The following is a 24,969-nucleotide window of genomic DNA, read 5'->3' on the forward strand; positions in this document are numbered from 1 at the left end:
CATCACGGTGTTGAATCAGACCCCCAGTGCTTTTAAAGCCTTTATTGCCAGTTATGTCGCCAATCCGTTACCGGACTGTTTGCGCTATATCATCTTTGGCGGGGAAGCCCTCGATCCGAGTATTTTGAAGCCGTGGTATGCCCTGCGTGAGGAGACGTTGCCTCAGTTGGTGAATATGTACGGTATCACCGAGACCACGGTTCACGTCACTTACCGGGCTTTGACTCGCTATGATGCAGAACAGACAACGAGTCCTATTGGCACGCGTATCCCGGACTTAACCCTCTATCTGTTGGATAAGTACGGTCAGCTGGTACCGTTAGGCGCTGTAGGTGAGTTATATATTGGCGGGGCTGGTGTGGCACGGGGTTATCTCAACCGTCCTGAGCTGACGACAGAACGTTTCTTAGCAGACCGGTTTAGTCATATTCCAGATGCCCGAATGTACCGTACCGGGGATTTAGCCCGTTATTTGCCAGACGGCAATCTGGAATTTCTGGGCCGTAACGACCAACAGGTTAAGATCCGCGGTTTCCGTATTGAACCGGGGGAAATTGAAGCCCGGCTGATGGAACACCCGGCGGTGAATGAAGCGGTCGTGCTGGCGCTAGATGATGGTCAGGATAAACGGCTGGTGGCTTATGTGGCGGCCGAAGCGGATGAAGCATTGGTTAATCGTCTGCATACTCACTTAAGTACGGTACTGCCGGATTATATGGTGCCGGCTGCTTTTATGCGTCTGGATGCCTTCCCATTGACACCGAATGGCAAACTGGATCGGCGGGCATTACCGGTGCCGGGGGAAGAAGATTTTGCCCGGCAGATTTACGCTGCGCCGTTAGGAGAGATAGAAACCACATTGGCGACTATCTGGCGTGAATTACTGGGTGTCGAGCGGATTAGCCGATATGACCACTTTTTCGCTTTAGGCGGCCATTCGTTGTTGGCAGTACGAATGATGAACCGGCTAGCGGCGTTGGGGATTGAATTGCCCTTGTCCACGTTGTTTAGATTCCCGTCTTTGATGGCCTTTGCTGAAGTGATGCGCACCCGGTTTAATGAGTCAGACGAGGTATTGCCCGCTATCGTTCCGCTATCCCGTGAGAGTAAATTGCCGTTGTCATTTGCGCAACAGCGTCTGTGGTTCCTGGCTCAGTTTGACGGTGTGAGTGAGACTTATCATATTCCATTGGCCCTGCGTTTGCGTGGTCGACTGGATATCGTCGCCTGGCAACAGGTGCTTGATACGCTGTTTGCCCGTCATGAAGCGTTGCGCTCCGTCTTCATTGCTGTCGATGGTCAGCCGCAGGTGGAGTTGTTGCCGACGGCATCAGGCTTGCCGATGAGAAAATATGATCTGCGTGACAGGCCTGATGTGGAGGCGCAGCTTGCGTCCCTCTCTGCTCAGGAAGTTGAAACACCGTTTGATCTTGCCCGTGGTCCATTAATTCGTTCCAGTCTGATACAACTGGCTGACGATGATCGCGTTTTCTTGCTGACCCTGCATCATATTATTTTCGATGGTTGGTCTGTCAGCGTGTTGATGCGTGAATTGAGCACCCTTTACACCGCATTTCTGGCGGGGCAATCAGATCCGTTGCCACTATTGACAATTCAGTATCCTGATTACGCCGCCTGGCAGCATCAATGGCTGTCGGCTGAACGTATACAGTCCCAGTCTGATTATTGGCGTACAAGACTGGTCGATGCACCGGTTCTGCTGGATTTACCGACTGACCGGCCACGTCCGCCTCAGCAGTCATTTGCCGGGGCCTTATTGCCCGTCAGTCTGGATGCAGGATTAACCCAATCTCTTAAACGCCTGAGTGAACAACAGGGCGTCACGTTATTTATGACTGTATTAGCTGCCTGGGCAGTTGTGCTATCACGTCTGTCAGGTCAGGAAGATTTGATCATCGGTACGCCAAGTGCCGGTCGTGGTCGGCAGGAAGTGGAGTCCCTGATTGGCTTTTTTGTGAATACGCTGGCATTGCGGATAGATTTATCCGGTACGCCGAATGTGGCGGAATTGCTGGCGCAGATGCGGCAAACCGCGTTGGCGGCGCAAGAACATCAGGACCTGCCATTTGAACAGGTGGTGGAAATCGTGCAACCACCGCGCCGACTGGCACATACCCCGCTGTTCCAGGTGATATTTGCCTGGCAGAACAACGAGAACACGGAATGGCAATTGCCGGGAGTGGCGGTTTCATCTGCCGATCAACGCATTGATATCGCTAAATTTGATCTTGAATTGAGTCTGTCTGAAGTGGACGGCCGAATTGTCGGTTATCTGAATTATGCCGCCGCTCTATTTGATCAAGCGACCATTGAGCGGCAGGTGGGTTATCTCCATACCGTGTTGCGGGCGATGGCGGCTAACCCTCAACAGCCAGTCGGGAAAATCGATATCCTGACCGTGGCGGAACGCAAGTTGTTATTGGAAACCTGGAACGCGACCGAAACATCATATCCAGATTGCGGTTGTATTCACCGACTGTTTGAGCAATGGGTGGAGAAAAGCCCGGATGCCATAGCGTTGGTGTATGCAAGACAAGTCCTCAGTTATGCCGAATTAAATGCCCGTGCTAATCGGCTGGCGCATCAACTGATTACGTTAGGAGTGGTACCGGATCAGCGGGTGGCAATCTGTGTCGCGAGTTCGCCGGCGCGGATAGTGGGGCTGCTGGCAGTACTGAAAGCGGGAGGTGCTTATGTACCGCTAGATCCGGCTTATCCGGGGGAACGTCTGGTTCATATTTTAACCGATGCTGAGCCGGCTATTGTATTGGCAGATGATGCTGGACGTGCCGCGTTAGGCGAAAAAGCTCTGGCGGCGTTAACTGTACTGGACCCAAATTCATTGCCCAACCAACCGGATAGCAACCCGCAGATATCGGCATTAACTCCACGCCATCTGGCGTATGTGATTTATACCTCCGGTTCGACCGGCATACCAAAGGGCGTGATGGTCGAACATCGTGGGCTGGTTAACCTGATTCAGGAAAAAATCGTTCAGTTTGATATTCATCCGGGGAGCCGGATGTTGCAGTTTGCCTCATTTGGCTTTGATGCCAGTGTCTGGGAAACCCTGATGGCATTGTGCAGTGGAGCCATTTTGTCGATCCCTGTCGATGCGGTGCGTCAGGATCCTCGCTATCTCTGGCATTATCTGGAAGAACAGGCGATAACCCACGCTTGCTTGACCCCAGCCTTGCTCCGGGAAGGGAGTGATGTACCGGAGATGACAATAAGACCGACGTTGATACTCGGTGGTGAGGCGCCGAGTGCAACACTGCTTCAGGCATTGAGTCGTCGGGCAACGGTGTTTAATGCCTATGGACCAACAGAAATCACGGTGTGCGCGGCCACCTGGCGTTGCCCATCAGACTACACTGAGGGCGTCATTGCGATTGGACGTCCGACAGCTAACACACGAATTTATTTGCTAAATACTAACGGCCAGCCGGTGCCGTTAGGCGCGGTTGGAGAGATGTATATTGGCGGTGTGGGGGTAGCACGAGGTTATCTCAACCGCCCTGACTTGACGACAGAACGTTTTCTGGCCGATCCGTTTAGTGATGAGTCAGATGCCCGCCTGTATCGCACTGGGGATTTGGCCCGCTATCGGCCGGATGGCAATCTGGAATTCCTGGGCCGTAATGACCAGCAGGTGAAAATCCGCGGTTTCCGTATTGAACCGGGAGAAATAGAAGCCCGATTGCTGGAGCATCAGGCGGTAAGCGAAGCGCTAGTGCTGGCTTTGGGCGATGATCAGGATAAACGGCTGGTGGCTTATGTAGCGGCAGAAGCGGATGACCGGTTGGTTAACAGTTTACGTGTCTATCTGAGCGCCATTTTGCCGGATTATATGGTACCGGCAGCTTTTGTACGCTTGGATACTTTCCCGTTGACGCCAAATGGCAAACTGGATCGCAGGGCGTTGCCTGCGCCGGGGGAGGAAGCTTTTGCCCGTCAGGTTTATGCCGCGCCGCAAGGAGAGACAGAAACCTTATTGGCCGCTGTCTGGAGCGAGTTGTTGGGTATTGAACAGATCAGTCGGCATGACAGCTTCTTTGCTCTGGGCGGTCATTCGTTGCTGGCGGTACGGATGGTTGAACGTCTGCGTAATGCCGGGTTAACTCTGGCGGTACGTGATTTATTCCAGTCCCCCGTGTTATCTGAATTTGCCCAAACAGTAGGGCAGTCACAGGCGGTGATAGTACCGACAAATGTCATTACCCCGGCGATCACAGCACTTACACCCGAAATGTTGCCGTTGATTGATCTCACTCAGTCTGAAATTGGCCATATCATTGAACAGGTGCCGGGTGGAGTTGCCAATATTCAGGATATTTATGCCCTGTCACCGTTGCAGGATGGCATCCTGTTCCATCATCTGCTGGCGAATAAAGGTGATCCGTATCTATTAATCAGCCTGATGAATTTTGCTGATCGTCCATTGCTGGATCGTTATCTGGCAGCAATGCAACAGGTGATTAACCGTCACGATATTCTGCGTACCGCCTTTGTTTGGCAAGGGTTATCGGCACCGGCTCAAGTGGTTTGGCGACAGGCTCAATTGTCAGTCACTGAACTGACATTAGATCTGGTTGATGGGCCGATTCGTGACCAGTTAGCGCAATATTTTGACCCACGTCATCGTCGCCTAGACTTGAACCAAGCACCTTTGCTGCGCTTTGCGATAGCGCAGGAGGAGGATGGTCGCTGGTGCGTACTGCAATTGCTGCATCATCTGATTGGCGACCATACGACGCTGGACGTGATGAACCGTGAGGTTCAGGCTTATCTTGCCGGACAGGAAGAGAGCTTGCCTGCGCCGGTCCCTTTCCGTAATTTGGTGGCTCAGGCCCGGTTGGGGATGAGTCAGGGCGAGCATACCCGTTTCTTTACTGATATGTTGGCTGAAGTGGACGAGCCAACGCTGCCGTTCGGGTTGACGGAGGTACATCGGGATGGTTCACAGGTGACGGAATCGCACCGGATGTTACCCATTACGTTAAGTGATCGTCTACGCAGTCAGGCCCGGCGTCTGGGCGTCAGTTTGGCTGCGTTATGCCATCTGGCCTGGGCGCAGGTGTTGTCACGTACCAGCGGACAGGCGAAAGTGGTGTTCGGCACCGTGCTGTTTGGGAGGATGCAGGCAGGGCAAGGGGCTGACAGCGGAATGGGGCTGTTTATCAATACCTTGCCGTTGCGGCTGGATATGGATGATACCTCGGTGCAGGAGAGTGTACGGTTAGCCCATACCTGGTTAGCCGGATTGCTGGCGCATGAACATGCGTCATTGGCGTTGGCTCAACGTTGCAGTGGGGTATCGGGGGAAGTACCTCTCTTTAGTGCGTTACTGAACTACCGGCATAGTGCGCAGCCAGTTACCACGGATGCAATCATCAGCGGTATTGAAGTCCTTAGCGAGCAAGAGCGCACGAACTATCCGTTTGTTTTGTCGGTGGAGGATTTTGGTCACGCATTGGGATTGACGGCGCAAATTGTTCAACCGATTGATCCAGTGCGGATATGTGGTTATATGCAACAGGCGCTAGAAAGCCTGGCGGAGGCCCTTGAGCAGCGACCAGAGATACAAGTACGGGCATTGAATATCTTGCCGGCAGCAGAAAAAAGGCTGTTGCTGGAGACCTGGAATGCGACCCAGGCGTCATATCCTGACCAGTGTTGTATTCACCGGCTGTTTGAACAACAGGCAGAAAATACTCCTGATGCGATAGCGCTGGTGTATGGAGAACACATTCTCAACTATGCCGAATTAAATGCTCGCGCCAACCGGTTGGCTCATTGGTTAATTGGGCAGGGGATCCAGCCGGATGACCGGGTTGCTGTTTTGTTAGAGCGTTCTGTTGAGCTGGTGGTGGCTCAATTGGCTATCCTCAAGGCCGGGGCCGTGTATGTGCCGATCGATCCCTGGGTGCCGGACGAGCGGAAGCACTGGCTGATAACCGACTGTTCAGCCAAATTATTGCTTACTGAAATCCCGGTTGACCTGGCCGATGAGATCGGCGCTATCAGGACGGAGGATTACCGCAATCCTGACTTGCCACGCTCCAGTACTGAGCTGGCTTATATTATGTATACCTCCGGCTCGACTGGTACCCCAAAAGGGGTGTTGGTACCGCATCGTGCGGTGGCCCGGCTGGTCATCAATAATGGTTATGCCGAAATCGGACAGGATGATCGGGTTGCCTTTACGGCTAATCCGGCTTTCGATGCCAGCACATTTGAAGTCTGGGCGCCATTACTCAATGGTGGGGCGTTAGTGGTTATTGATCGTGCCACATTATTAACACCTCAGAAGTTAGTGCGGGTTTTACTGGCTCATCGTATCACAGTACTGTGGCTGACTATCGGGTTGTTTAACCGGCTGGCGGTAGAGTTATCCCCGGTTCTTCCGCAGATTAAGATCCTGATTTTCGGGGGAGATATCCCCGATTTGCATGTGATTGCTCAGGTTCTGGATAATTGCCCGCCGCAACAATTATTACAAGCTTATGGCCCGAGTGAGGGAACCACTTTTACCACCATTTACCCTATCGTGGCATTAGCGCAGGGAGTGACCCGGATACCCATTGGTCGGCCGATAGCCAATGCGCGCATTTATCTGCTGGATATTTACGGTCAGCCGGTACCGTTAGGTGCGATCGGTGAGATTTATGTGGGGGGAGATGGGGTCGCTTGTGGCTATTTTAATCGTCCTGACCAGACTGCTGAGCGTTTCCTGCCAGATCCGTTCAGTGATCAACCGGATGCACGCATGTACCGGACCGGGGATTTGGCCCGTTATCTACCAGACGGTAATTTGGAATTTCTGGGCCGTAATGACCAACAGGTGAAAATTCGCGGTTTCCGCATTGAACCGGGGGAAATCGAAGCCCGATTGCTGGAACACCCGGCAGTGCATGAAGCAGTTGTGCTAGTGATGGATGACGAGCAGGACAAACGGCTGGTGGCTTATGTGGTGGCAGAAGTGAATGAAGAGTTGGTCAATCGTCTGCGTACTCACTTAAGTGCGGTGTTACCGGATTATATGGTGCCGGCCGTGTTTGTACGTCTGGATGCCTTCCCGCTGACCCCGAACGGTAAACTAGACCGTCGGGCGCTACCGGCCCCGGGGGAAGAAGATTTTGCCCGGCAGATTTACGCCGCGCCGTCAGGGGAGATGGAAACCATATTGGCGGCTATCTGGCGTGAATTACTGGGTGTTGAGCGGATTAGCCGGTATGACAACTTTTTCGCTTTAGGCGGCCATTCGCTGTTGTCGGTGCGGATGATGAACCGGATAGCGGCGTTAGGGATGGAATTACGGCTGTCCACGCTGTTTAGATTCCCGTCTTTAATGGCCCTTGCTGAGGTGATGCGTGCCCGGTTTGATGAATCAGGCGAGGTATTGCCCGCTATCATTCCACTACCCCGTGAGGGCCAATTGCCGTTATCATTTGCGCAACAGCGCCTGTGGTTCCTGGCGCAGTTTGAGGGGGTGAGTGAGACCTATCATATTCCGCTGGCCCTACGTTTATATGGTCAGTTGGATATTGTGGCTTGGCAGCAGGCGCTTAATATGTTGTTTGCCCGTCATGAAGCGTTGCGTTCTGTTTTTGTTGCTATTGATGGCCAGCCGCAGGTGGAATTGTTGCCGGCGGCATTGGGTCTGCCGATTAAAAAATATGATCTGCGCGACACACCTGATATGGATGACCAGCTTGAGTCTCTCTCTGCTCAGGAAGTAGAAACGCCGTTTGATCTTGCTCGCGGTCCGTTAATTCGTGCCAGTTTGGTACAACTGGCTGATGATGAACACGTTTTCCTGCTGACCCAGCATCATATCGTTTCTGATGGTTGGTCTTTAGGGATATTGAAATCAGAACTGGAGACGCTTTATTCGGCTTACTTGAACCAACAGTCAGAACCATTGCCGCCGTTGACGATTCAGTATCCTGATTACGCCGCCTGGCAGCGTCAATGGCTGTCGGCTGAACGCATACAGTCCCAATCTGATTATTGGCGCGCGAGACTGATCGATGCGCCGGTTCTCCTGGATTTACCTACTGATCGGCCACGTCCACTTCAGCAGTCATTTGCCGGAAATATCTTGCCCGTCAGTCTGGATGCGGAATTAACCCAATCCCTTAAACGCTTGAGTGAGCAACAGGGCGTCACGTTATTTATGACCCTGTTAGCGGCTTGGGCGACGGTTCTGTCGCGCCTGTCAGGTCAGGAAGATCTTATTGTCGGTACGCCGAGTGCCGGTCGTAGTCGGCAGGAAGTGGAATCTCTGATTGGTTTCTTTGTGAATACGCTGGCGTTGCGGATGGACTTGTCCGGCGCACCGAATGTGGCGGAATTGCTGGCGCGGGTGCGGCAAACCGCGCTAGAGGCGCAGGAGCATCAGGACTTACCATTTGAGCAGGTGGTGGAAATCGTGCAACCACCGCGCCGACTGGCGCATACCCCGCTGTTTCAGGTGATGTTCGCTTGGCAGAACAATGAGAACACGGAATGGCGGTTGCCGGGACTGACGGTTTCACCTGTCGAACAACTCATAGATATCGCTAAATTTGATCTTGAATTGAGCCTGTCTGAGGTGGATGGCCGAATTGTCGGTTATCTGAATTATGCCGCCGCTCTATTTGATCAAGCGACCATTGAGCGTCAGGTGGGTTATCTCCATACTGTGCTGCGGGCGATGGCGGCTAACCCTCAACAGCTGGTCGGGAAAATCGATATCCTGACCGTAGCGGAACGCAAGCTGTTATTGGAAACTTGGAACACGACCGAAGTGTCGTATCCAGATCGCTGTTGTATTCACCGATTGTTTGAGCAATGGGCAGAGAAAAACCCGGATGCCACGGCACTAATCTATGAGCGGCAAATCCTCAGTTATGTCGAATTAAATGCGCGTGCTAATCGGCTGGCGCATCAACTGATTGCGTTGGGTGTGGCGCCGGATCAGCGAGTGGCGATTTGTGTGGCACGTTCACCAGCAATGATAATTGGGTTATTAGCGGTGCTGAAAGCGGGTGGAGCCTATGTGCCGCTGGATCCGACTTATTCTGGCGAACGTCTGGGGCATATTCTGGCTGATGCCGAACCGGCTATTGTGCTGGCGGATAATACCGGACGTGTTGCGTTGGGTGAGAAGGCACTTGCAGACCTGATTATGCTCGATCCGAATATCCTGTTTGACCAAGCAGGCAGTAATCCGCAGATACTTGAATTGACTGACCGACATTTAGCCTATGTGGTTTACACCTCGGGTTCGACCGGCACGCCGAAAGGGGTAATGGTGGAACATCGCGGGGTAGTTAATTTGGCTCTGGCTCAAATTACCCGGTTTAGCGTTGATGAAACCAGTCGGATATTGCAATTTGCTTCATCGGGTTTTGATGCCAGTGTCTCGGAAATTATGACAGCGTTAAGTGGCGGGGCCTGTCTGGTTATTCCTACCGATATCATCCGCCATGACCCGCTTCGTCTTTGGTCTTATCTCGAAAAACAAGCGGTAACGCACGCTTTCCTGCCACCGGCTCTGTTCCGGGAAGAGAGCGATTTACCGGTAATAACGATAAAGCCTACGTTAATATTTGCAGGAGAAGCGCCGGGTTCAACCCTGTTTCGGGCGTTGTGTGATCGGGCAAATCTATTCAATGATTATGGCCCGACGGAAATTACGGTTTGCGCCACCTCTTGGTCTTGCCCATCAGACTATACGGATGCATGGGTTCCGATTGGACGTCCAACAACCAACACACGGGTTTATCTGCTGGATGCTTATGGTCAGCCGGTACCGTTGGGGGCGGTGGGGGAATTGTATATCGGTGGTGTGGGTGTTGCTCGTGGTTATCTCAATCGTCCTGAGTTGACCGCTGAACGTTTCCTAACAGATCCGTTCAGTAATGAACCGGATGCCCGCCAGTATCGCACCGGGGATTTAGCCCGTTACCTGCCGGATGGCAATCTGGTATTTGTTGGCCGTAATGATCAGCAGGTTAAAATTAGGGGGTTCCGTATTGAGCCGGAAGAAATTGAAGCACGGTTGATGGAGCATCCTGCGGTAAGTGGCGCATTGGTACTGGCGTTAAGTGACGGGCAGGACAAACGGTTGGTAGCTTATGTGGTGGCAGAGCCAGATGACGGATTGACGGCGAGCCTGCGTGAATATCTGAGCGCCATTTTGCCTGATTATATGGTGCCGGCCGCTTTTGTACGCTTGAATGCCTTTCCGCTGACCCCGAACGGTAAGCTGGATCGCCAAGCACTGCCGGCGCCGGGGGTGGATGCCTTTGCTCGTCAGGTTTATGCAGCGCCGGAAGGGGAAACAGAAACCCTATTGGCCGCTATCTGGGGCGAGTTGTTGGGTATCGAACAGATCAGTCGGCATGACAGTTTCTTTGCCTTGGGCGGCCATTCTCTGCTGGCGGTGCGGATGATTGAACGTCTGCGTAACGCGGGATTAACGCTAGCGGTGTATGATCTGTTTCAATCCCCGGTGTTGTCCGCATTTGCCCAAACGGTAGGGCAGTCACAAGCGGTGGTGGTACCGGAGAATGTCATCACCCCGGCCACCATAGCACTCACACCTGAAATGTTGCCATTGGTTGAGCTGACCCAAACTGAGATTGACCATATCATTGCACAAGTACCGGGTGGGATGACTAATATTCAGGATATCTATGCCTTGTCACCGTTGCAGGACGGGATTCTGTTTCACCACTTATTAAGCAATGAAGGCGACCCATATCTATTGATCAGCCAGATGGTCTTTGCTGAACGTTCGTTGTTGGATCGTTATCTGGCGGCAGTGCAACAGGTGGTTAATCGCCACGATACTCTACGTACTGCTTTTATCTGGCAAGGATTATCTGCGCCAGTTCAGGTAGTCTGGCGTCAGGCGCCGTTATCAGTTGTGGAACTGATATTAGATCCTGCTGACGGGCCGGTTTATGAGCAATTGGCTCAACGTTTTGATCCGCGTCAGCATCGTCTCGATCTGGGCCAGGCGCCACTGTTACGTTTTGTTATTGCACAGGAGACGGATGGTCGCTGGATTGCGCTGCAATTACAGCATCATCTGATTGGCGATCATACCGCAATGGAAGTGATGAGCCGCGAAGTTCAGGCGTACCTTGCCGGGCAGGAAGAGAGCTTACCGGCACCGGTCCCTTTCCGCAATCTGGTGGCTCAGGTTCGTCTTGGGGTGAATCAGGCAGAGCATACCCGTTTCTTTACTGACATGTTGGCAGAAGTGGATGAACCGACGTTGCCGTTCGGATTGACGGAAGTACATCGGGATGGTTCTCAGATGACCCAATCGTACCGAATGTTGCCCGCGATACTGAACAACCGCTTGCGTAGTCAGGCCCGGCGTTTGGGTGTCAGTCTGGCGGCGCTGTGCCATCTGGCTTGGGCACAGGTATTGTCGCGTACCAGCGGACAGGAGAAAGTGGTATTCGGCACCGTATTGTTTGGGCGTATGCAGACAGGGCAAGGAGCTGACAGCGGTATGGGGCTGTTTATCAATACCTTGCCGTTACGGCTGGATATGGATAATACCCCAGTGCGGGGGAGTGTACAGGCGGCACATGCCCGGTTAGCCGAATTACTGGAGCATGAACACGCTTCACTGGCGCTGGCTCAACGTTGCAGTGGGGTACAAGGTGAAGTTCCACTCTTTAGTGCTTTGTTGAACTACCGGCACAGTGCGTTATCTGCGACTTCGAATGAAATCATGAATGGTGTTGAGTTTCTTGGCGCGCAGGAACGCACTAACTATCCGTTTACTCTATCGGTGGAGGATTTTGGTAATGCGCTGGGGCTAACAGCGCAAATTGTTCAGCCATTTGATCCGGAGCGGGTGTGCGGTTATATGCAACAAGAGCTGGAAAGTTTGGCAGAAACACTTGAGCTGGCCCCGGAAACGCCAGTACGGGCATTGGAAATTTTGCCAGAGACTGAACGCACATTGTTATTAAAAAACTGGAATGCGACTGAAACCGCCTATTTTGACCCGCTGTGTATCCATCAATTATTTGAACAACAAGTGGAGAAAAACCCGGATGCCACGGCACTGGTGTATGAAGAACAGAGGTACAGCTATGCGGAATTGAATACCCGCGCTAACCGGCTGGCCCATCAACTGATTGCGCTGGGTATTGCGCCAGACCAACGAGTGGCGATTTGTGTTACACGTTCACCGACGATGGTCATGGGCTTGCTGGCTGTATTGAAAGCGGGGGGAGCCTATGTTCCATTGGACCCGGCTTATCCGAGGGAACGTTTGGCACATATTTTGACTGATGCAGCACCGGCTATTGTGCTGGCGGATAATGCCGGATGTGTCGCACTGGGTGAGAAAGCGCTTGCAGGATTCACTGTACTGGATCCGAATACTTTGCCGGATAAGCCGGACAGTAACCCGCAAGTGACCGCACTGACTGCACAGCATCTGGCGTATGTGATTTACACCTCGGGTTCAACTGGCACACCAAAAGGTGTGATGGTTGAGCATCGTGGGCTAATCAATCTTATCCGGGATAAAATCACTCAGTTTGGCATTCACTCGGATAGCCGGATGTTGCAGTTTGCCTCGTTGAGTTTTGATGCCAGTGTTTGGGAAATCATGATGGCGTTGGGAAGTGGGGCCTGTCTGGTTATTGCTGTCGATATCGTCCGTCAGGACCCGCTTCGCCTCTGGCATTATCTGGAACAACAGGCAGTGACCCATGCCTGTTTGACCCCGGCTTTGCTTCGGGATGGGGGAGATTTACCTGCGCTGACGATAACACCGACAGTGATATTAGGCGGTGAAGCACCTAGTGCTGCACTATTTCAGACACTTTGTCGTCGGGCGACGGTGTTTAATGCCTATGGCCCGACAGAAATCACGGTGTGTGCGACAACCTGGCGTTGCCCGCCAGACTACACGGATACGTTAGTGCCTATCGGTCATCCGACGGCGAACACCCAGATTTATTTGTTGGACACCTACCGCCAGCTTGTGCCATTGGGGGTCGTGGGTGAGTTGTATGTCGGTGGTGCGGGGGTGGCGCGTGGCTACCTTAATCGTCCTGAACTGACGGCTGAACGCTTCTTAGATGACCCGTTTAGTGAGATGCCGGATGCGCGGATGTATCGGGCCGGAGATTTGGCCCGTTATCTGCCAGATGGCAATTTAGTATTTGTTGGTCGTAATGACCAACAGATTAAAATTCGCGGTTTCCGGATTGAACCGGGTGAAATTGAGACTCGGTTGACGGAATATCCAGCGATACGTGAAGCGGTGGTGTTAGCGCTGGGTGAGGGGCTCGATAAGCGTCTGGTGGCTTGGGTGGTGGCAGAAGAAAACGATGAGTTGGCGAATAGCCTGCGTACTCACCTGAGCGCAATTTTGCCGGATTATATGATGCCGGCGGCTTTTGTCCGTTTGGATACACTGCCGTTGACGCCAAATGGAAAACTGGACCGTCTAGCTTTACCGGCACCGGACGAAGAAGCATTTTCCCGTCAGATTTATGAAGCGCCACAAGGCGAAACAGAGATAGCGCTGGCGGCTATCTGGTGTGAATTACTGGGGATTGAGCAGGTGGGGCGGTATGACAGCTTCTTTGCCTTGGGAGGCCATTCGTTGTTGGCGGTGCGAATGATGAACCGAATAGCGGCTTTAGGCATTGAATTGCCGCTGACCACGTTGTTTAAATCACCGACGTTGGCGGCCTTTGCTGAGGTAATGGGGATTCAGCTTGGTGAACAGAACAATAGCGTGTCTGCTATGGTGCCGATATCCCGCGAGGGTGCGTTACCTTTGTCATTTGCTCAACAGCGTCTATGGTTCCTAGCCCAATTTGAGGGGGTTAGCGAGACCTATCATGTTCCAATGGTCCTGCGTTTACATGGTCAGTTGGATATCGTTGCTTGGCAGCAGGCGTTGAATCGCTTGTTTGCCCGTCACGAGGCTTTGCGTTCCATCTTTATCTCGGTAGATGGTCAGCCTCAAGTCGAATTGTTGCCAGCTGAATTGGGTTTGCCGATGAGCAAACGCGATTTGCGCAAAGTGCCTAATGCGGATAAACAGTTCGAGCGTTTATGTGTACAGGAAGCGGAGGCGCCGTTTGATCTTGCTGGTGGTCCGTTAATCCGAGCGAGTTTGATACAACGGGCTGATGATGATTATGTCTTTTTGTTGACTCAGCATCATATTGTGTCAGACGGCTGGTCGGCTGGTGTGTTGATGCGTGAGTTAAGCGCCCTCTATACCGCTTTTTCAGTGGGGCTGCCAGATCCGTTGCCGCCACTGGTAATTCAGTATCCTGATTATGCCGCCTGGCAGCGTCAGTGGCTGTCGGCGGAGCGGTTACAAATCCAATCTGACTATTGGAGAATGAGTCTGGCAGACGCGCCTGTTCTACTGGATTTGCCTACTGATCGATCACGTCCATCTCAGCAGTCGTTTGCCGGGGCTTTATTGCCCGTCAATCTGGATACGGAATTAACCCAATCTCTTAAACGTTTGAGTGAGCAACAGGGCGTCACGTTATTTATGACGTTGCTGGCTGCTTGGGCAACAGTCTTATCACGCTTATCAGGTCAGGAAGATCTGGTTATCGGTACGCCAAGTGCCGGTCGCAGTCGGCAGGAAGTGGAATCCTTGATCGGCTTTTTTGTGAATACATTGGCGTTGCGCATGGATTTATCCGGCACCCCCAATGTGGCAGAATTGCTGGAGCGTGTGCGACAAACTGCGCTGGCGGCACAGGAGTATCAGGATCTACCGTTTGAACAGGTAGTGGAAATCGTACAACCACCACGTCACCTGGCGCATACTCCGCTGTTCCAAGTGATGTTTGCCTGGCAAAACAATGAAGGCATGGAATGGCGGATGCCGGGACTGACGGTTTCACCTGCCGATCAATACATTGATATTGTTAAATTTGATCTTGAATTGAGCCTGTCTGAGGTGGATGGCCGAATTGTCGGTTATCTGAATTATTCCACTGCGCTATTTGATCAACTTACCATTGAGCGGCAGATGGGCTATCTCCATACCGTACTACGAGAGATGGCGACTAACCCTCAACAGCCAGTTGGGAAAATCGATATCCTGACCGTGGTGGAGCGCAAGCTGTTACTGGAAACTTGGAATGCAACCCAGACGCGATATCCTGACCAGACATGCATTCATCGGTTGTTTGAACAGCAGGCGGAGAAAACCCCTGATGCAGTAGCGTTGGTGTATGAAGAGTACATTCTCAGTTATGCCGAATTAAATGCTCGTGCCAACCGACTGGCCCGCCAGTTAATTAAGCGAGGGGTACAGTTGGATGATCGGATTGTGGTGTTGTTAGAACGATCTATTGAGCTGGTCGTGGCTCAATTGGCAATTCTCAAAGCCGGGGCCGTGTATGTGCCAATCGATCCCCGTGTGCCAGATGAGCGGAAAAACTGGCTGATAAGCGATTGTTCAGCCAAATTATTGCTCACTGATATCCCGATTGATCTGACTATTCCCCTGTATTGCCTTGCTGATGAGATGGGTACTATCAGGGAGGAGGATTACCTTAATCTTGACTTGCCTAGGTCCAGTACCGAGTTGGCTTATATTATGTACACTTCCGGCTCGACCGGCACGCCAAAAGGGGTAATGGTGCCACACCGAGCTGTGGTTCGACTGGTCATCAATAACGGGTACGCTGAAATTGGGCCGGATGATCGGGTGGCGTTTGAGGCCAACCCGGCTTTCGATGCCAGTACCTTTGAAGTCTGGGCGCCATTGCTCAATGGCGGTACGCTGGTGGTGATTGATCACACCACATTGCTGATGCCTAAAGAATTCGTTCAGGCGTTACAGACTTATCGCATTACGGTGCTGTGGCTGAGTGTCGGGCTGTTTAACCGGCTGGCGGCAGAATTGTCTCCGGTGTTGCCGCAAATCAAGATTCTGATTGTTGGCGGTGATGTCCTTGATCCCCATGTGATGGCGCAGGTTTTACGTAATAGTCCGCCTCAACAGTTATTGAATGGTTATGGGCCAAGTGAAGGGACGACCTTTACCACCACCTACCTTATTGCAGAATTATTGCCAGAAGTAACTCGAATCCCTATTGGTCGACCGATAGCCAATACGCGAGTTTATCTGTTGGATACCTATGGTCAGTTAGTGCCGCAGGGGGTAATTGGTGAAATTTATATCGGTGGAGATGGGATTGCCTGTGGTTATCTCAATCGCCCTGAACTGACTGCGGAACGTTTTCTGCCAGATTCGTTTAGTGATAAGCCGGATGCCCGTATGTACCGAACCGGGGATTTGGCCCGTTACCTGCCAGATGGCAATCTGGAGTTCCTAGGCCGTAATGACCAGCAGGTGAAAATCCGTGGTTTCCGTATTGAGCCGGGGGAAATCGAAGCCAGGTTGATGGAGCATCCAACTGTACAAGAGGCTGTTGTGTTGGTACTAGGCGACGGCCAGGACAAACGGTTGGTGGCTTATGTAGTAGCAGAAAAGAATGAAGAATTGACTAACCACTTGCGTACTCATCTGAGTGCCATGTTGCCGGATTATATGGTGCCGACAGCGTTTGTCCGTCTGGATGCCTTTCCTCTGACGCCAAACGGCAAATTGGATCGTCGAGCATTACCGGTACCGGGGGAGGAAGCGGTTGTACGACAGGTTTATGAAGCACCGCAGGGAGAAACAGAAACCCTATTGGCCGCTATCTGGAGCGAATTGTTGGGTATTAAACAGATCAGTCGGCACGACAGTTTCTTTGCCTTGGGCGGTCATTCTCTGCTTGCAGTGCGGATGATTGAACGCCTGCGCCATGTTGGACTAACGCTGGCGGTGCGTGACCTGTTTCAATTCCCGGTGTTATCGGCATTTGCCCAAACAGTAGGGCAATCACCGGCGGTGGTGGTGCCGACGAATGTCATTACCCCGTCGACCACGGCGCTCACACCTGAGATGTTGCCGCTGATTGAGCTGACCCAACCTGAAATTGACCATATCGTGGAACAAGTGCCGGGTGGGGTGGCTAATATTCAGGATATCTATGCCTTGTCACCGTTGCAGGACGGTATTCTGTTCCACCATCTGCTGGCGAATGGAGGTGACCCGTATCTATTGGTCAGCCAAATGGTCTTTGCTGATCGTTCATTGTTGGATCGTTATCTGACAGCGGTGCAACAGGTAGTTAATCGCCACGATATTCTGCGTACCGCCTTTGTTTGGCAAGGGTTATCAGCGCCTGCTCAAGTGGTTTGGCGTCAGGCTCAATTGTCAATTATTGAACTGACATTAGACCCGGTTGATGGGCCGATCCGTGACCAGTTAGCTCAACATTTTGATCCACGTCGCTATCGTATTGATCTGCAACGAGCTCCATTGTTGCACTTTGTGGTAGCACAGGAAGAGGATGGTCATTGGCGCGTACTGCAATTGCTGCATCACCTGATTGGTGATCATACTGCAATGGAAGTGATGCATGGCGAGGTTCAGGCTTATCTTGCCGGACGGGAAGAGAACTTGCCTGTGCCGGTCCCTTTCCGCAATTTGGTGGCTCAAGTTCGTCTGGGAGTGAGTCAGGCCGAACATACCCGTTTCTTTACTGACATGTTGGTTGAGGTGGATGAACCAACACTACCATTTGGGTTCACGGAGGTACATCGGGATGGTTCGCAGGTGACGGAATCGCACCGGATGTTACCCGCTATGTTAAATGATCGTCTGCGCAGTCAAGCTCGACGTCTGGGCGTCAGTTTGGCGACTTTGTGCCATCTGGCTTGGGCGCAGGTGTTGTCACGTACCAGTGGGCAGGAGAAAGTGGTGTTCGGCACCGTGCTGTTTGGGCGAATGCAGGCAGGGCACGGAGGTGACAGCGGCATGGGGCTGTTTATCAATACCTTGCCGTTGCGACTGGATATGGATAATACCTCGGTGCAGGACAGTGTACGAGCAGCGCATACCCGGTTAGCTGGATTGTTGGAGCATGAGCACGCCTCACTGGCACTGGCTCAACGTTGCAGTGGAATACCGGGGGAAGCGCCGCTCTTTAGTGCTTTGCTGAACTACCGACATAGTGCGCAGTCGATTACCACAGATGCAATCATCAATGGTATTGAATTCTTGGGCGGGCAAGAACGCACTAACTATCCGTTTGTTTTGTCGGTGGAGGATGTTGGTCACGCTTTAGGATTGACAGCGCAAATTGTTCAACCGATTGATCCGGAACGGATATGTGATTACATGCAACAGGCGCTGGAGGATCTGGCAGAGGTCCTTGAACAGCGTCCGGAGACACCGGTACGAACACTGAATATCTTGCCGACAGCGGAGAAAAAGCTGTTGCTGGAAACCTGGAATGCAACCGAAACATCGTATCCAGATCACGATTGTATTCACCGACTGTTTGAGCAATGGGCAGAGAAAAGTCCGGATGCCACAGCGCTGATGTATGAAGAGCAGGTCCTCAGCTATGCCGAGCTCAATGCCTGCGCCAACCGTCTGGCGCATCAACTGATAGCGTTGGGCGTTACGCCGGACCAACGGGTGGCGGTTTGCGTGTCACGTTCACCGGCGATGGTGGTGGGGGTATTAGCGGTGTTGAAAGCCGGTGGCGCCTATGTGCCGCTGGACCCGGTGTATACCGGTGAGCGCCTGGCATATATCCTGACCGATGCGGCCCCGGCTATTTTGCTGGCGGATAAGGTCGGGCGTGATGCGTTGGGAGAGGATGCGCTGGCAGGGCTGACAGTACTTGACCCGAATAATCTGCCAGATCAGCCGGACAGTAACCCGCAAGTGCCGGCATTGACGGCACAGCATCTGGCCTATGTGATTTACACCTCGGGTTCGACCGGTACGCCGAAAGGGGTGATGGTGGAACATCGTCATATTCAGCGTTTGTTTGATGCGACTGAATCCTGGTATCGCTTTAATCGGCAAGATATTTGGTGCCTGTTCCATTCCATTGCGTTTGACTTCTCGGTATGGGAATTATGGGGAGCGTTACGCTACGGCGCTAAACTGGTGTTGGTTCCGCACGCGATTGCTCGTTCACCCCAGGAGCTGCATCAGTTCGTGTGTCGGCACGGCATCACGGTGTTGAATCAGACTCCCAGTGCTTTCAAAGCCTTTATTGCCAGCTATATTGCCAATCCGTTACCGGACTGTTTGCGCTATATCATTTTTGGCGGGGAAGCCCTCGATCCGAGTATTTTGAAGCCGTGGTATGCCCTGCGTGCGGAGACGTCGCCTCAGTTGGTGAATATGTACGGTATCACCGAGACCACAGTTCACGTCACTTACCGGGCTCTGACTCGCCATGATGCAGAACAGACAACCAGTCCTATTGGCACGCGTATCCCGGATTTAACCCTCTATCTGTTGGATAAGTATGGTCAGCCGGTACCGTTAGGCGCGGTGGGTGAGTTATATGTTGGCGGGGCCGGTGTGGCACGGGGTTATCTCAACCGTCCTGAACTGACCGCGGAGCGTTTTCTGCCAGATCCGTTCAGTAGTGAACCGGATGCCCGGATGTACCGTACCGGGGATTTAGCCCACTATCTGCCGGATGGCAATTTGGAGTTCCTGGGTCGAAATGACCAGCAGGTGAAAATCCGTGGTTTCCGCATTGAGCCGGGGGAAATCGAAGCCCGGCTGATAGAACACCCGGCGGTGAGTGAGGCGGTTGTGCTGGCGCTCGGCGACGGTCAGGACAAACGGCTGGTGGCTTATGTGGTGGCCGAAGTGGATGAGGAGTTAATTAATCGTCTGCGTGCTCACTTAAGTGCGATTTTACCGGATTATATGGTGCCAGCCGCTTTTGTTTGTATGAATGCCTTCCCGTTAACACCGAATGGCAAACTAGATCGCCGGGCATTACCGGCACCGGGGGAAGATGCCTTTGCCCGTCAGGTTTATGCGGCGCCGCAAGGGGAAACAGAAACTCTGCTAGCCACTATTTGGAGCGAGTTGTTGGGTATTGAACAGGTGAGTCGGCATGACAGCTTCTTTGCATTGGGAGGACATTCGCTGTTGGCGGTGCGGATGATTGAACGTTTGCGTAATGCGGGGTTAACGCTGGCAGTGCGTGATTTATTCCAATCCCCAGTGTTATCGGCATTTGCCCAAACAGTAGGGCAATCACCGGCGGTGGTGGCGCCGACGAATGTCATTACCCTGGCGACCACGGCACTCACCCCCGAAATGTTGCCGTTGACTGATCTGACTCAACTTGAGATTGACCATATCATTGCACAAGTACCGGGTGGGGTTGCCAATATTCAGGATATTTATGGCTTATCACCGTTGCAGGACGGTATTTTGTTCCACCATTTACTGGCGAATAAAGGGGATCCGTATCTGCTGGCTGGTCAGATAGTTTTTGCTAACCGCGCCTTATTGGACAACTATTTGGCGGCAGTACAACAGGTAGTTAATCGCCACGATATTTTGCGTACCGCTTTTCTCTGGCAAGGACTATTAGCGCCAGTTCAGGTGGTTTGGCGTCAGGCTCAATTGTTAGTCACTGAACTGACACTAGACCCGGTTGATGGACCAGTCTGTGACCAGTTAGCTCAACATTTTGATCCGCGTCGCTATCGTATTGATCTGCAACGAGCACCACTGTTGCACTTTGCGGTGGCGCAGGAGGACGATGGCCGTTGGAGCGTACTGCAATTGCAGCATCATCTGATTGGCGACCATACCACAATGGAAGTGATGCATGGCGAGATTCAGTCCTATCTTGCCGGACAGGAAGAAAACTTACCTGCGCCGGTCCCTTTCCGCAATCTGGTGGCTCAAGTCCGGTTGGGGATGAGTCAGGCCGAACATACCCGCTTCTTTACTGACATGTTGTCTGAAGTAGATGAACCGACACTGCCGTTCGGGTTGACGGAGGTACATCGGGATGGCTCACAGGTGGTGGAGTCGCACCAGATGTTAACGCCTGAACTGAATAATCGTCTACGCAGTCAGGCCCGGCGTCTGGGCGTCAGTTTAGCGACTTTATGCCATCTGGCTTGGGCACAGGTGTTGTCGCGTACCAGCGGGCAGGTAAAAGTGGTGTTCGGCACCGTGTTGTTTGGACGGATGCAGGCAGGACAAGGGGCTGACAATGGAATGGGGCTGTTTACTAATACTTTGCCGTTGCGACTGGATATGGATGATACCCCGGTGCAAGACAGTGTACGAATAGCCCATACTCGGTTAGCCGGATTGCTGGAGCATGAACATGCTTCACTGGCGCTGGCTCAACGTTGCAGTGAGGTACCGGGGGAAACGCCCCTCTTTAGCGCGTTATTGAACTACCGGCATAGTGCGCAGCTGGTTACCACGGATGCAACCATCGGCGGTATTGAATTCCTTAGCGGACAAGAGCGTACTAACTATCCGTTTGTCTTGTCGGTGGAGGATTTTGGTCACGCACTTGGGCTGACAGCGCAAATTGTTCAACCGATTGATCCGAAACGCGTGTGCGGTTATATGCAACAGGCGCTGGAAAGTCTGGCAGAGGTGCTTGAGCAACGGCTGGAGACACCAGTACGGGCACTGAATATCTTGTCAGAAGCAGAGAAGAAACTGTTATTGGCAACTTTGAACGCGACTCAGGCACCATATCCTGACCAGAGTTGTATTCACCGGCTGTTTGAACAACAGGCAGAAAACACCCCGGATGCGATAGCGTTGGTGTATGGAGAACACATTCTCAACTATGCAGAATTAAATGCTCGTGCCAACCAATTAGCCCACTGGTTAACTGGGCAAGGGGTCCAGCCGGATAACCGGGTCGCTGTGCTGTTAGAACGTTCTGTTGAGCTGGTAGTGGCTCAATTGGCTATCCTCAAGGCCGGGGCCGTTTATGTGCCGATTGATCCCAAGGTGCCGGATGAACGGAAGCATTGGCTGATAAGCGACTGTTCAGCCAAATTATTGCTTACCGATATCTCGATTGACCTAGCGATCCCTTGGTTTTGTCTGGCCAATGAGATGGGTGCTATCAGGCAGGAAGATAACCGCAATCCTGACTTGCCACGCTCCAGTACTGAACTGGCCTATATCATGTATACCTCCGGCTCAACTGGAGCGCCTAAAGGAGTGATGGTACCGCATCGGGCAGTGGTTCGGCTGGTGATTAATAATGGGTACGCCGAAATCGGGCCGGATGATCGGGTAGCGTTTGAAGCTAACCCAGCTTTCGATGCCAGTACCTTTGAAGTCTGGTCGCCGTTGCTCAATGGTGGCGCGCTGGTGGTGATTGATCACGCCACTTTGCTAATGCCTAAAGAATTTGTTCAGGCATTACAGACTTATCGCATTACCGTGCTGTGGCTAAGCGTCGGGCTATTTAACCGGTTGGCGGTAGAGTTGTCCCCGGCTCTCCCGCAGCTCAAAATCCTCGTTGTCGGCGGCGATGTGCTTGATCCACATGTGATTAGGCAAGTTCTGCGTGATAACCCACCGCAACAGTTGTTGAATGGCTATGGACCGAGTGAGGGCGCAACCTTTACCACTACCTACCGGATCACGGCATTATCGCCAGAAGTGGCGAGAATCCCCATTGGTCGACCAATAGCTAATACGCGGGTTTATCTGTTGGATGCTTATGGTCAGCCGGTACCGCAGGGAGCAACCGGTGAGATTTATATCGGCGGAGATGGCGTTGCTTGTGGCTATCTTAATCGTCCTGAACTGACGAAGGAACGTTTCCTGCCGGACCCATTCAGTGATGAACCCGATGCCCGCCTGTACCGCACTGGGGATTTAGCCCGTTACCTGCCGGACGGTAATCTGGAGTTCCTGGGCCGAAATGACCAGCAGGTGAAAATCCGTGGTTTCCGCATTGAGCCGGGGGAAATCGAAGCCCGATTAATGGAACACCCGGCGGTGAATGAAGTTGCTGTGCTGGTGCTGGACGATGGGCAGGGCAAACGGTTGGTGGCTTATGTGGTGGCAGAAGCGAATGAGATGTTGGTTAACCATCTGCGTACTCACTTAGGTACTGTTTTACCGGATTATATGGTACCGGCCGCTTTTGTACGTCTGGATGCCTTCCCATTGACACCGAACGGCAAACTGGATCGGCGGGCATTACCGGTGCCGGGGGAAGAAGATTTTGCCCGGCAGATTTACGCCGCGCCGTCAGGGGAGATGGAAACCACATTGGCGGCTATCTGGCGTGAATTACTGGGTGTTGAGCGGATTAGCCGGTATGACAACTTTTTCGCTTTAGGCGGCCATTCGCTGTTGGCAATACGAATGATGAACCGGATAGCGGCATTGGGGGTTGAATTGCCTTTGTCCACGTTGTTTACATTCCCTGCTTTGACCACTTTTGCAGAAGCGATCAGCGCCCAGTTTGATGAGTCAGACGAGGTATTGCCCGCTATCGTTCCGCTATCCCGTGAGGGTAAATTGCCGCTATCATTTGCGCAACAACGTTTGTGGTTCCTGACCCAGTTTGACGGGGTGAGTGAGACTTATCATATTCCGCTGGCCTTACGTCTACATGGTCGGCTGAATATTGCCGCCTGGCAACAGGTGCTTGATACACTGTTTGCCCGCCATGAAGGGTTGCGCTCTGTCTTCATTGTTGTCGATGGTCAACCGCAGGTGGAGCTGTTGTCGGCGGCATCAGGCTTGCCGATGAGAAAATATGATCTGCGTGATATGCCTGATGTGGAGGCGCAGCTTGCGGCCCTCTCTACTCAGGAAGTTGAAACACCGTTTGATCTTGCCCGTGGTCCATTAATTCGTTCCAGTTTGATACAACTGGCTGATGATGATCACGTTTTCTTGTTGACCCTGCATCATATTGTTTTCGATGGTTGGTCTGTCAGCGTGTTGATGCGTGAATTGAGCACTCTTTATACCGCGTTTCTGGCGGGGCAGTCAGATCCGCTACCACCGCTGATGATTCAGTATCCTGATTACGCCGCCTGGCAGCATCAATGGCTGTCAGCTGAACGCATACAGTCCCAGTCTGATTATTGGCGTGCGAGACTGGTCGATGCACCAGTTCTGCTAGATTTGCCTACTGACCGGCCACGTCCGCCTCAGCAGTCATTTATCGGCGCTTTATTGCCCATCAGTCTGGATGTGGAGTTAACCCAATCTCTTAAACGCCTGAGTGAGCAACAGGGCGTCACGTTATTTATGACTGTATTAGCTGCCTGGGCAGTTGTGCTATCACGCCTGTCAGGTCAGGAAGATCTGGTTATCGGTACGCCAAGTGCCGGTCGTGGTCGGCAGGAAGTGGAATCCTTGATTGGTTTCTTTGTGAATACGCTGGCGTTGCGGATAGATTTATCCGGTGGGCTGAATGTGACGGAATTGCTGGCGCAGGTACGGCAAACCGCGTTGGCGGCGCAAGAACATCAGGACCTGCCATTTGAACAGGTGGTGGAAATTGTGCAACCACCGCGCCGACTGGCGCATACTCCGCTGTTTCAGGTGATGTTTGCCTGGCAGAACAACGAGAATACGGAATGGCAACTGCCGGGACTGGCGGTTTCACCGGTCAAGCAAGCTTTTGATGTGGTTAAGTTCGATCTTGAGCTAAATTTGTTTGAAGTTGGATGCCAGATTGTCGGTTATCTGAATTATGCCGCCGCTCTATTTGATCAAGCGACCATTGAGCGGCAGGTGGGCTATCTCCATACCGTATTGCGGGAAATGGTCGCTAACCCTCAGCAATTGGTCGGGGAAATTAATATCCTGACCGTGGCGGAGCACAAGCTGTTATTGGAAACCTGGAACGCAACTGGAATGCCGTATTCTGCTCACTGTTGTATTCACCGGCTATTTGAGCAACAGGCAGAGAGAACCCCGGATGCCACGGCGCTGGTGTATGCAGGACAAGTCCTCAGTTATGCCGAATTAAATGCCCGTGCTAATCGGCTGGCGCATCAACTGATTACGTTAGGAGTGGTACCGGATCAGCG

1 protein-coding gene is annotated in these 24,969 nt (G+C 52.5%); it reads left to right on the top strand.

From position 1 onward, the window contains the following. Positions 1–24,969, top strand: a 24,969-nt coding sequence (locus tag Phpb_RS17445; protein WP_205634800.1) for a non-ribosomal peptide synthetase, incomplete at both ends; no start/stop codon positions are given.

The organism is Photorhabdus namnaonensis, assembly GCF_001684335.1.
In the GTDB taxonomy this organism is placed as follows: Bacteria; Pseudomonadota; Gammaproteobacteria; order Enterobacterales; family Enterobacteriaceae; genus Photorhabdus; species Photorhabdus namnaonensis.